Below are 12,079 nucleotides of genomic sequence, written 5' to 3' on the forward strand. Positions count from 1 at the left end.
AGTAGGTCAATATATACGTTGGACGTTGTGTGTTTGTTCCGTGGCCCCTCCCCGACTTGCGATATACACAAGCCTGGGAGATTGTTATGTCTATTCTTACTTTGAACAGTGCGCTTTCCGGCGTGCTTGAGCAGCACATTGCCGATCTGGCAGCGCGTGAACGTCTTTCCGAAGGCGCTATTCGTGCTGGTATTCAGAACGGGACTATGGTTCTGCTTGCCAACCCCTCTCACCCTGATGTGCTTCCGACGCTTGTAGGTCAGCCTGCCAGCGTAAAGGTGAATGCCAACATCGGTACTTCTCCTCTTAAAAACAGCGTTCCCTGCGAAATGCGCAAGTTGCAGGTTGCGGTTGATGCTGGTGCAGATACTGTTATGGATCTTTCCATTGCAGGTGATCTGGATAGCATCCGTCGCGAAATGCTTGCCAATACGCGACTGCCTCTCGGTACAGTTCCTATGTACTCCGTGGCGCAGCGCTACCTTGATGCGGATAAAGACCCCGCAGGCATGGACCCTGAAGAACTGTTTGAAGAAATTGAAAAGCAGGCGGAGCAGGGTGTTGACTTTATCACTGTACACTGCGGACTGGCCCGCCGTGGGGCCGAGTTTGCTACTGACGGCAGCCGTCTGCTGGGTATTGTTTCCCGTGGCGGATCGATTCTGGCTCGATGGATGTTGCGCAACAATAAAGAAAACCCGCTGCTGACCGGCTTTGACCGTTTGATTGAAATCTGCCGAAAGCACAACGTGACATTTTCTCTCGGTGATGGTCTGCGCCCCGGTGCTGGCCATGATGCAGGTGATGCTGCACAGTATGAAGAAGTCATGGTTCTTGGCCAGTTGGCCAAGAAAGCACTTGCAGAGGGTGCACAGTGCATGATCGAAGGCCCCGGGCATGTTCCTTTTAATCAGGTGCGCAGCCAGATTCAGACCATCAAGCGTATGACTAATAATGCGCCTTTGTATGTTCTCGGACCGCTGACCATTGATTCCTGCCCCGGTTATGACCACATTGCCGGTGCGATTGGCGGTGCCATAGCGGTTGAGGCCGGCGTTGACTTCCTGTGCTATCTCACTCCTGCAGAGCACCTGACTTTGCCTTCGATGGAAGATGTGCACGCTGGTGTTGTGGCTTCTCGTATTGCTGCACAGGCCGGTGAAGTAGCTCTTGGCAGAGCTGCTGCACTGGAGCGTGAAGAAGGTATTTCGCGCGCCCGTAAAGATCTGGACTGGGATGCAATGAAAAAGTTCGCCCTTGATGCTCCCAAAATTGATGAGCGCCGTGGCGAACACAAAGATGAAGAAGAATGCGCTATGTGCGGTAAGTTCTGCGCAGTAAAAATGCTTCGTGACGACCCTATGGGTAAACTGTAAGCTTTTTACACATGATAAAGGCGGGATGGCGGCTTGCCGACTTGCTTTTGCGTAAGTTCGAAGAGATTACGGCCTGTGATGTGCTCATCACAGGCCGTTTACTATTTACATGAGATGCGAGTTGACGACATGTTGAGGGGCTGTTTTGATGAATGCCCGTATGTTTTCAGCTGTAATGTCCATAAGCCTTTTTCTTGCCGTTAGTGTAGACCAGGCGATGTGTGGCGTTATCAGGCAGTTAGCGGCATTCATAAGAGTGTTGTCCGCGGGCAGGGGCTCAACCTCTGTAACATCAAGGCCCGCTCCTCCCAGCTTTCCGGCGTTTAAAGCGTCAGCCAGTGCATTTTCATCAATCAACGGCCCTCGGGCTGTGTTCAGGACTATTGCGCCGTTTTTCATGGTTTGAATACGTTCTGCGTTTATCAGGTGTTTGTTTTCGCTGGTAAGGGGGCAATGCAGAGAGACGACATCAGCTTCAGCAAGCAGTTCATCCAGTTGGCAGAATCTAAAGTTGTTGTAAGCCGGAGCGGCCTTCGGTCGCGGGGCATAAGCAAGAATGTTCATGCCGAATGCGTTTGCCAGTTCCGCAACGCGTCTGCCAGAATTGCCAAAGCCGATGACCCCCATGGTAAGGCCTGTAAGCTCTCTTTGTGTGCCGTCCCAGAAGCACCAGTCCGGCGCAGCAGTCCAGACGCCTTGTTTGACAAGGCTGTCATGGTGGGCAGTTCTTCTGCAAAGTTCCAGCAACAGCGCCATGGTATGCTGTGCGACAGCTTCTACTCCGTAACCCGGAACATTGGATACGGGAATTTTTTTGCCTGCTGCAGCTGCAATGTCCACCACGTCATAACCAGTTGCAAGAACAGAAATAAACTTCAATTCCGGCAAAGCGTTAATGATGTCTGCTGTAAGCCTTGCTTTATTGGTAAGAAGAATGTCAGCACCTTGAGCTCTGGTGAGTATGTTTTCCGGTGCGGTTCTGTCGTAAGTTATCACTTTCCCGAAAGTTTGAATTTTGTCCCAAGGGTTATCGCCGGGATTTAATGTATAGCCATCTAAAACAGTAATGTTCATTGCGCCCTCTGTGTCTGAATTTGCTGTATGCAATCGTTTTGGCAAAGTTGTGTGTTACGGGTTGCTGACTTGGCAACAAAGGGTAATGTGCCTTGCCGGAGTGTTCAGCTATAGCATTTTTCAGTTACATATTTTATCATTATTGTTTGAAAAAATGAATGTCTGATGTTTCGGAGAGTTGCATAGTGCATAAGAGAATATTATGGGTTTTTGCCGGTGCGTTATGCGTTTTGGTCGCAACTGTCCTTATTGCGGCAGTCACACTTTTTGATTCTGATTTTCTCTCGGCTACCCTTGAGGACTTGTTAACTAAACAGTTGGAAACAAGTTGCCATATTAATGGCCCTGTGAATCTGGCGCTTTTTCCGGTGCCTGGTTTAGAGGCAGAGGATATCGTTGTTGATCAACCCGAGGGATTTGTTTCCTCTTCGCCTCTGTTAACCGCAGAAAAGGTTCTTGTTCAGTTTAAGCTGAACAGAATTTTCAGCGGGATATTTGAATTGGGGCACAGCAATATTCAACGGCCTGTAATTTCATTAGTGCGAGAGGTAGACGGGCGCGCGAACTGGCAAGCTCTGGCCGAAGCTTTTGGTGGGACCAACAGGTTAGAAGCCCCTGCAGACTTGCAGCCTGAATTGCCATTTAAACTTGCAGACAGCAGTTTTGATGGTTTCCGCATGATGGACGGTACGATTCAACTTGAGGACAGGCAAAATAATATTGCTCTTTCCGCCTCTGAGCTGAATCTCTCCTTAACCGGAGGAGAAGCCAGAACCTTTTCCGTTGACGGAGAAATTGCTTTAAACAACACCATTATTAAGCAGAATTTTTCTATCATCGGCGAGATGGTTGTGGATGATACAGAGAACATTCAGCGGGTATTGGGAAGCCTTAAAAGTGAAGGAATTGTCACCATTCTGGGACGCCAGCTTCCGGCAACTTTGGATACCGGAATTGATTACGATATTCAGCAGGGGCTGTTGGATATTGTTCTGGCGAAAGCTTCACTCGACCGTGCTGAACTTTCCGGCGAAGTAAAACTGATCGGATTTTGGAACCAGCTAGTCCTGAATGGTGATGTGAGCGTTGCACATCTCAGTTTGCCGTTCTGGTTTGAGTTCGGTCAATATCTGCCGGACAGCCTTCAGCATGCACTCGATGACTTAAGCGGCTCTCTGACTTTTCAGATGGATAAGAACGGTCTTGTGGTTTCCGCTCTTCAGGCATCTGTGCTTGGTATGCCTTTGAGTGGCAAAGGCGGCGTTTATGACTTTGCAAAACCTGTCATCTCTATTGATGTAAGTGGCCGGTCTATTGATGTAAACAAAGTCTTCCCCGAACTGTCTGTAACTCCTCCTGCAACTTTGCCACGAAGAATCGGCAATGAGCCGCCGGTGCTGCTTTTTGAAGATTCTGCCGACGATGATGAGTCCGGCATCGGGTATGATATCCGTGTTGCCGCAGACAACTTTTCCGTCTTTGGATTTGAAGGGCAGGGTCTGTCTTTCAGGTGCTGGCCCTCAGAACAGGGCACGTACACCTCATATGACGTTGCATCTATTTATGGGGGCTCTGTAAAATCACTTCTTGATATTCGTGATGACTTCGGGTTTCAGGTGGATGTGCAAAATGTCAGTATAGACATACCTGCCAAGCTGCTGGCCGGCAAAGAGGTTGCGGGCGGCATTTTGAACGCACGGGCAGATGTGGTTGCCGATGCTTCTACTATTCAAGGGTTGTTGGCAGATTTACACGGCAGGCTTGATGTTGATATTTCTTCCGGTTTCTTTGCTGTAAAAAGCAAGCGGCTTGCCGGCGGCTCTTTTGAACTGCAACGTGTTCCTTTTGAACGGTTTGATTTTGCTTTAAAAATGGATGGCAAAAGTGCCGATCCTGATAAGCAGAAAGGACTTCTGCCATACTATTGGAACCTTAAAGGGGCACAACGTTCCAGTGCCTCAGATAATACTTCGTTTTCCTTAATCGGGCCTGTTGCACTTGATCCTTTGAGCCTTCTTCCCGAGGCACTTCATAATGCACGCTTTAAAATTATCCGAAAAATGCCGATTGAACTGCCTTCGGGAACAGAACCTAGAGTAATTACATATGAAGGACGTGTTACGGCTGACCTGATACGGGGCAATGTTCAAGTTTCAGATGGAAATGCAGAGTTTATCGGAATTAAAGCCGGATGGGATGCTTCAACGAAGGATATATATTCCGATGAGGCATGGAACGGAACGTTTGATGTAAATGAGATTCCTGTTCGTCGTGTTGTGAGTACTGTTTGGGGTAAGGATAGCTTTCTGCCGCCGGATCCGCGTGTATTGAATTATGCGGAACTTTCAGGGCAATTCCGATATGCGGGAAAGCGCCTCAATCTGGAAATTGCACAAGGGCAGATAGATAAAACTGTCTTTGCGGCTTCAGTCGAGGCTTTGCCTGAAAAGCAGATTTATTCTTTTGTCCTTGATGCAGATAATGTAGATATGGACAGGTATCTTCCAAAGGCTGCTAAAGGGCAGCCTGAAGATAAGCCCTTTGACTTTTCGGGATTGCGTAAACTTACTCTGCAAGGTGTAGTTTCTCTGGGGCACTTGATTTATAAGAATATGGCTTATTCCGACGTTCAGGCATCGTTAAGCTGCGCCGGAGGGCGTGTTGCTGTAGAACCCTTGAGAGCGCAGCTATACGGCGGTACCGTAAGCGGATCATTCAGAGGCGACCTGACGGATACTAAGGGGCTTACAACAAAAGCTTCTTTCAGCTTTCAGGAAGTGGATTTCGGCAAGCTTACAACAAGATTTGCAGGCGATGCCTACGTGACCGGCACTGCTGATATTTCATTTGATGTCGCAGGCGTAGTTGATTCTTCTGCGGATGTACCGGCCGGACTTGACGGAAACTGGCAATTTGTTGTCCGGAACGGTGAATATAGCCTGAGAAAGCAGGAAGAAGGAAAAGATAAACCTGTTTCATATAGCTTTTCCGCAGCCAGTGCTTCCGGTTCAATGACCAGAGGCGTGCTGCGCAATGACGACTTCAATTTGTCCGGTCCGCTTATCACCATTACAGGTAAGGGCGATGTAGACCTTGGACGTGAGCTTATTGACTATACGGCAATCGTTTCATTTGCACGCATCCCAAGCTTTCCTGTGCGGTTGCGCGGCTCTATGTACGATCCCAACGTGAACGTGAAACACCTTGAGATTTTGCCTCGGACAATAGGTAATATCGGAGGAGGTGTTTTTAGTATTATCCGCGGAATCATTTCTGTGCCTTTGAAGGCTGCGGATAAGTTGATTGATGGCACTTCACCATAGTTCACTTTTTGCATCTTGTGCAAGTTGTGCAGTGCGCGACTTGTATTTTTGTGCCTTTTCTTGCACTATTTTGTGCATGAAAAGGCTTTTTTTGTGAAGATCTGTTTCTACTGGTCTGATTTTATGACTTTAATTCGTTTGGCACATGTTTTTCATGTGCAAAGCCGGATTATCTCAACAGGATACTTTTATGGAAGTTGCAGATTATAAACGTGAACGAAGCACGCTGATTATCGCCGTGCTAACGCTGGTGACAGTCGGGTTAAGCCTGATTGTTTCTACCGGTCAGGTGTTGTCTCAGCAGGAAGATGCGGGAATGCAACACCTGATTCTGGCATCCCGTTCCGTTTTGCAGGCTGTGGATAGCTCATTGCGACGGAGTATGACAATCGATGAGGCCGGTGATGCCACCTTTGGCAGCGGAGCCGCAGAGTTTTTCAGAGAACTGGAGCAGAGCGGAGAAGTTCTTTTTGTCGGGCTGATTGATAAGCACGGCGGGCGGGTATTGACCTCAAGAGCGAGTGGAGAGTCCGGCACTATTCTTTTTCCTCCTGATGCCCTCAGAACACTGGCGCAATCCGGCGAGTGGCATGGACGCGTCGGCTTCGGCGTAGAAAGTGCTTATGTCTATGGCAAGCGGATTCTGCCGGGCAATACCGGCAGTATGAGCATTCCGAGGGCAGAAACAGGCGAACCTTTACCTGCATTTCTTGTTGTCGGCCTTGATATGGCAAAGCATCAAGCCATCTACCGCAAGTTCAGACAGAACGCTTTGTTTCAGGCTGCGTATATTCTGGGTGCCGCTGTTCTTATCTGGGCGCTTGCCATGGGCCTTATCAAGCGCCGTGAAATGGCTGGCAAAGCACGTCAGCTCGAACGTTTTCAGGTGAAGCTGCTGGATAACCTGCCGGATGGTCTTGTCACTGTAGGAATGAATGGCACCATAATGGCAGCCAACCCTGCCGCAAATGGTATTTTGCAAGCCAGGGGCGATGGGCTTGCGGGAAAGATACTGACGGATCTTCCTGATGAAATGCGCCGTTGCCTTGCTGCTCCCGATTCAGAAACTGCCGGATGGCGGCAGGAGAGTGTCCGCGGGGCGCATCTTGAAATTTTGAGCGTGAAGATGCCGGAAAGCGGTGATGCCGAAGAGCCTTCCCGTCTGGTGATTCTGCGGGACAGAACCCAGATTCGTACTCTTGAAAAAAGCCTTAGTGATGCAGAAAAGCTTGCCGCGGTAGGAACGCTTGCCGCCGGTGTGGCTCATGAAATCCGGAATCCGTTGAGTGCGTTACGAGGCTTTGCTCAATATTTTGCTAAAAAATTCAAGGAGAAGCAGCCGGAAGAAGTCTACGCACAGACTATGGTGCGGGAAGCGGACCGGCTTAACAGGGTCATCACAGATCTGCTTTACCTTGCCCGCCCGAGAAGGGTAAGTCCGAGGCTTGTTCCACTCAGGCGCCTTATTTCAGAGGTTGAAGACCTTGTTCGCTTTGACCTCGATGAACGAAAGATTTCATTGGTGGTCAGCCTTGGGCCGGAAGAAGTCTGGGCTGATGAGGATACCTTGAAGCAGGCTTTGCTTAACCTTGTCCTGAATAGCCTTGATGCGCTGCGCGAGTCGAATAGTCCTGTCAGACAGGTTGATGTGGCATCGGGAATGGCTAAAGACGGTGTCTGGGTTTTTGTACGTGACACTGCAGGTGGTATGACAAAAGAACAGGCAGAGCAGGCCTTTGAGCCATTTTATACTACTAAAAAGAAAGGTACGGGCCTTGGCCTTGCACTTGTCCATAAAACAATGCGCGACCACGGTGGTAAAGCTATTATCGACTCTTTGCAGGGGCAAGGAACAACTGTCGGGTTGTTCTTCCCTGAAGTTGATACGACTGAAGATGTACAACGTACCGTTGATGAAACCGAGAGGGATGCATGATCAAGCGATTGCTCGTTATAGATGATGAACCAGGCCATCGCCTGATGGTCAGGGCCGTAATGGAAGACGCCGGATGGAAGGTGTTCGAAGCCGGAAGTGGCGAAGAAGGACTTTCGTTTCTGGGGACAGATTCAGTTCATGTTGTTCTGCTGGACATGCGTATGCCTGGAATGGACGGTAAGGAGACTCTTGCACGGATTCATGAAATTTATCCTGAATTGCCGGTGATTATGCTTACAGCCTATGGTACCGTTGGATCAGCTGTTGAAGCAATGAAGAAGGGCGCGTTCGATTATCTCAGTAAGCCCGCTGACAATGATGAGCTGACCGCTGTACTGGAAAAAGGATGGGAGTATTCCCTGCTGCTCGCAGAAAACCAGAATCTGCGACGCAAGCTGGGGCAGGGGGATCCTTCTCTGAACATTGTGGGGGGAAGCCCTGCAATGCTCAGAGTGTTGGACTTTATCCGTCAGGCGGGACCAAGCGAAGCTACCGTGCTTATCATGGGTGAGTCCGGCACAGGTAAAGAATTAATCGCGGAAGCGTTGCATGAAGCAAGCGTAAGGCAAGGCAAGCCGTTGGTAAAAGTCAACTGCGCGGCGTTGCCGGGCAACCTGCTGGAAAGTGAATTATTCGGTTATGTAAAAGGTGCTTTTACCGGCGCAGTTAAGGATAAGCCCGGTCGTTTTCAGCTTGCGCGAGGTGGAACACTGTTTCTGGATGAAATTGGCGAAATGCCGGTTGAGCTTCAGGCCAAGCTGCTGCGGGCACTTCAGGAACGTGTGATTGAACCTTTGGGGGCGATCAAACCGGTAGAAGTTGATGTAAGAATAATAGCAGCGACGAACCGCGACCTACGAAAAGCTGTAGAAGGCGGTGAGTTTCGTGAAGATTTATTTTTCAGGCTGAATGTTCTGGAAGTGATTTCTCCTCCTTTGAGAGAGCATATTGATGACATCCCGTTACTGGTCAGCAGGCTGATGGATAAGTTAAGCCGGAAGAACAGGAAGGAAGTTAGAAGTGTAAGCCCCGAGTTTCTGGATGCTTTGATAGCCTATTCATGGCCGGGCAACGTCCGTGAGCTTGAAAATGTCCTTGAACGGGCTTTGATCCTCAGCCGCTCTGATATTCTTGGTCCGGAGTCATTGCCTGCGCAGCTTTTGGAAGGCTCTTCAAAGAGAGAAACACAAGCGCATAGTGGTGCATTGCTGCCTGCTGTACCATCTTTTGATGAAGCTGAAAGAGACACCTTGCTGAAAGCTTTGGACGCACACGGCGGGCATAGAGAAAAGACGGCTGACGCTTTGGGAATCAGTCGACGAACGCTGCAGTATAAGTTGAAAAAATTTGGCCTGACGAAAAGAAATTAACCACCTGGCCCCATTGTATTTTGCGCTTTTTCAGTAAGTATGCTTTTATAGATAGTTACCTAGGCTGTATTAGCGTAACAAAAATGTGAGGGGCTGTGGTGCTTTTCTCCCATGGTGCTAAATGGTTTTACGCAGTCACGATTATGCTGGCTTTAGCTGTTTCCGGCTGCTCAGCCAATCAGAGCGGTTATCAGGCGCTGTTGCAAAGCCGGTACGATGATGCCGGACAAGCATATGAATCTTGTCTGGCTGATGCATGTTCCGACCTGCGAAGCCGCGTCCGCTATGCGTTTGTACTTTATAAGACGCAACAGTATCAGCAGGCTCTCGATTTATTGGATGCGCTGAAAGCCCACCCTGACGTAGCGGAGTTCGCATTTTACTGGAGTGGTCTTGTCCATCTTGTTGTGGGAGACCGGCATCAGGCAATTTTAGATTGGCGACAGTGTGAACCTGACGCTTTTGAAGTACGAAAAGCTGTTTATACTGCTCTTTGGGCAGTGGAAAACAGTAATGATTCAGATCTTGCCTCTGTTGCACAGTCAGTGGATGTATCCGTTCAAGCTGCATATGGACTGTACCTTTCCAGAGTCAAACATGATCCTGAGCTTCCGGCTGCTTATTCCGATGCCGGTTTGAACAGGCTTTCTTCTTTGCCCAGTCCTTATATCCCCTGATGGGATGCTTCTATGAAATGTATTGATTATGAAAAGTTGTATTCCCGGTTTGGTGATAAAGATCTGATCAGAACAATGCTGGGGATATTTATCGGTGACTTTGATGAGCGTTTAGCAAAGATGAAAACTTTGTCAGAGTCATCAGACTTTAACGGATTGTATAAAGCTTCACACGCGTTGAAGGGGGCGGCAGGAACTATTGGTGCCTCTCAACTGGCTTTTTGTGCGGCAACTCTTGAAAACGCTGCAACCGAAGGCAAAGAAGATTCTATTAGGCAAGCATGGTCAGCGCTTATTGATGAAGCCGATTGCGTGAAGTCTGAAGTTGAGATTATTTTGCATGAAGCCGGAATGACATCCTCATAATTTTTTACGAAGGAACGCCTTGCTAGCGTTAATGTTGGTACCTATATGAAAAGAAAGGGATAAAGATAACCCAACGTTCGCCAGGAGGCTTCAATGACAATTGAAAATGGAAGAGATATCTCTTTGATTTCTGCAGGGTGCAATGGGTGCAGGGCGTGTGTTGAAATTGCTCCTGACTATGTTGCATGGATGGAAGGAGACGAGCGTCCCATGCTGCTTTCCGATGTTGCCCCTGATGATGTTGCGCATGAGTTAATGGCTTTCTGCCCTGAAGGTTGTTTTGAATACGACGAATAGCCAGTTACTAATTTGCAAGAAAAAAAGCTGGTCCGGTATTCCGGGCCAGCTTTTCTGTTACATCCAGGAGCCTTTTGTATATCTGACTATTTCTGTAACTCTTCTTGCTTTAACAATATCAAATTGGCCACTCATGGCTTCTGAGGGGGTTTTGCCCCGGGCTTCGTAAACCATCTCATGATACTTGATGATGCCGATATACCTGCCGGAAGCCGCGGACTGCTTCACTCTGGTGGTCAGGTTTTCTGTATTGATGGAAAGATATCTGGCTATATACTCTCCATTTTCTTGTACAATTTCTTTGGAGTGAACAGAGGGTTTGATATTAGCGCTGATCGATTTCAGTTTGCTGTCGGCAAAGGCAATCAGCTTAGCAGCAACTGCAGGATTAGGGCTGAGTGGAACATGAGTGGTTGAAGAATCCTGCCCTGCAAAAGCATTTCCGGCCAGCATGGTGAGGCATAAGGCCAAGCCCAGTACGAATTTCATTTAGCTGTCGTCTCCGGCAACATGTTAATGTAAAACGGCCCAGCGAACACCGCCGGGCCGTTTCTATTCACATTTTCAAAGCCTTACTTGAAGGTGATTTCAACCCTTCTGTTCAGCTTTCTTCCTTCCACGGTGTTGTTGTCAAACTTAGGATTGCTTTCGCCGAATCCTACAGCGTCAATGCGATTTCCGTCAACACCCTCTTTTACGAGGAATGCTTTTACGGATTCAGCACGACGCTGAGACAGACCCATGTTGTAGGTTTCAGGACCGGTGCTGTCAGTATGACCGCCAAGGGTTACCTGCTTGCCTGCATTTTCTTCGATAAGAGCAGCAGCTTCGGTCAGAACGTCGCTTGCTTCGTTGGTGATCTTATCAGAGTCGAAAGCAAATTGGACACTACGCAGAACGATAACTTCTTCGTCTACGATGGGTGCAACAACAGGAGCGGGGGCTTCCACTTCGCGCACTTCGTAGAATACGTCGCGTACAAAACCGTTCAGGGCCTGCTCGTCGGCCAGCAGAGTTTCTGCATCAGCCTTTACGGAGCAGCCGTTCAGAGCGGCAATCTGGTCGAGAACTGCTTTGCCCGCCTCAGTTTCAGCTACGGAAACAACGTGCAGACAAAGGCCGGGGGCGCTGTCATACAGAGCCTGAGCCTGAGCAACTGGATCAGAACCGAAGTTGGATTCGCCGTCACTTACCAGAATGACAGCAGCCTTGCGGGACATTTTGTCAGCCACAGGGCGGAGCATATGCAGGCCATCACCCATGGGAGTGCGGCGGGCATAAATATCCTGCTCGGAGTCAAGGCTCATGATGCCTTGCTCAAGAGCAGACTTGGAATAGGGGCCATAAGACACTACTTCTTTGTAAGGGGCAAAAAGATGCATGCTTGCATCGTAGTTCAGCGCAGGAATAGCTGCGTTGATTTTGCTCAGCGCCTTTTTGGCAACTTCCATCTTCGGCATGTCCAACTTTTCATGAGTCATCATCATGGAGCCGGAATCGTCAACAAAGACGTCGAAGCTGGCAATTTTTGGGGTGTACTCCACTTCTGCGGCATTTGAAATTGCCGGGGCCATGATCAGCATGGCCAGCAGGAGTGAGAAGAAGGGGTTCAGTGTTGCTTTCATACTATTACCTCCGTAAAAAGCAAAGAGAGATGGCA

At 48.9% G+C, this 12,079-nt stretch carries 10 protein-coding genes; 7 read left to right on the top strand and 3 right to left on the bottom strand.

Annotated elements, in window-relative coordinates; translation table 11 throughout:
- The first annotated feature begins 86 nt into the window (after nt 1-86).
- Entirely contained in the window at nt 87-1,376 is a 1,290-nt protein-coding gene (gene thiC, locus ACK5LI_RS13755) for a phosphomethylpyrimidine synthase ThiC (protein WP_416950327.1), read from the top strand.
- A gap of 105 nt (nt 1,377-1,481) precedes the next feature.
- Here the strand turns inward: thiC and ACK5LI_RS13760 are convergent, their stop codons facing one another.
- Nucleotides 1,482-2,450 carry a D-2-hydroxyacid dehydrogenase gene (locus ACK5LI_RS13760; protein ID WP_416950329.1) on the bottom strand — a complete coding sequence of 323 codons (969 nt, stop codon included), beginning with the start codon at nt 2,448-2,450 and terminating at the stop codon, nt 1,482-1,484.
- A 185-nt stretch (nt 2,451-2,635) separates the two neighbouring features.
- Here ACK5LI_RS13760 and ACK5LI_RS13765 point away from each other — a divergent pair, with 185 nt between their 5' ends.
- The 6 genes from ACK5LI_RS13765 to ACK5LI_RS13790 all read left to right on the top strand — a co-directional run bounded on the left by ACK5LI_RS13765 (nt 2,636) and on the right by ACK5LI_RS13790 (nt 10,419).
- Nucleotides 2,636-5,773, top strand: a complete 3,138-nt coding sequence (locus ACK5LI_RS13765; RefSeq protein WP_416950331.1) for an AsmA family protein — start codon at nt 2,636-2,638, stop codon at nt 5,771-5,773.
- A gap of 190 nt (nt 5,774-5,963) precedes the next feature.
- Nucleotides 5,964-7,709: a two-component system sensor histidine kinase NtrB gene (locus tag ACK5LI_RS13770; protein ID WP_416950333.1), complete on the top strand. Its 1,746-nt coding sequence runs from the start codon at nt 5,964-5,966 to the stop codon at nt 7,707-7,709.
- Complete coding sequence (locus ACK5LI_RS13775; protein ID WP_416950335.1) at nt 7,706-9,079, top strand: sigma-54-dependent transcriptional regulator; 1,374 nt, start codon at nt 7,706-7,708, stop codon at nt 9,077-9,079. Before ACK5LI_RS13770 ends, ACK5LI_RS13775 begins: the two co-directional genes overlap by 4 nt.
- 143 nt (nt 9,080-9,222) lie before the next feature.
- Entirely contained in the window at nt 9,223-9,756 is a 534-nt protein-coding gene (locus ACK5LI_RS13780) for a tetratricopeptide repeat protein (protein WP_416950337.1), read from the top strand.
- Between the two features lie 12 nt (nt 9,757-9,768).
- On the top strand, nt 9,769-10,122 hold the full coding sequence (locus ACK5LI_RS13785) for an Hpt domain-containing protein (RefSeq protein ID WP_416950339.1): 354 nt from the start codon (nt 9,769-9,771) through the stop codon (nt 10,120-10,122).
- Nucleotides 10,123-10,215: 93 nt separating this feature from the next.
- Nucleotides 10,216-10,419, top strand: coding sequence for a ferredoxin (locus ACK5LI_RS13790; RefSeq protein ID WP_416950341.1), 204 nt, complete (start codon nt 10,216-10,218; stop codon nt 10,417-10,419).
- A gap of 57 nt (nt 10,420-10,476) precedes the next feature.
- Here the strand turns inward: ACK5LI_RS13790 and ACK5LI_RS13795 are convergent, their stop codons facing one another.
- Both ACK5LI_RS13795 and ACK5LI_RS13800 read right to left on the bottom strand, forming a co-directional pair.
- Nucleotides 10,477-10,908 carry a hypothetical protein gene (locus ACK5LI_RS13795; RefSeq protein WP_416950343.1) on the bottom strand — a complete coding sequence of 144 codons (432 nt, stop codon included), beginning with the start codon at nt 10,906-10,908 and terminating at the stop codon, nt 10,477-10,479.
- Nucleotides 10,909-10,991: 83 nt separating this feature from the next.
- Nucleotides 10,992-12,044, bottom strand: a complete 1,053-nt coding sequence (locus tag ACK5LI_RS13800; RefSeq protein ID WP_416950345.1) for an OmpA family protein — start codon at nt 12,042-12,044, stop codon at nt 10,992-10,994.
- Nucleotides 12,045-12,079 lie beyond the last annotated feature (35 nt).

It is taken from the genome of Oleidesulfovibrio sp. (assembly GCF_047973035.1).
In the GTDB taxonomy this organism is placed as follows: domain Bacteria; phylum Desulfobacterota; class Desulfovibrionia; order Desulfovibrionales; family Desulfovibrionaceae; genus Oleidesulfovibrio.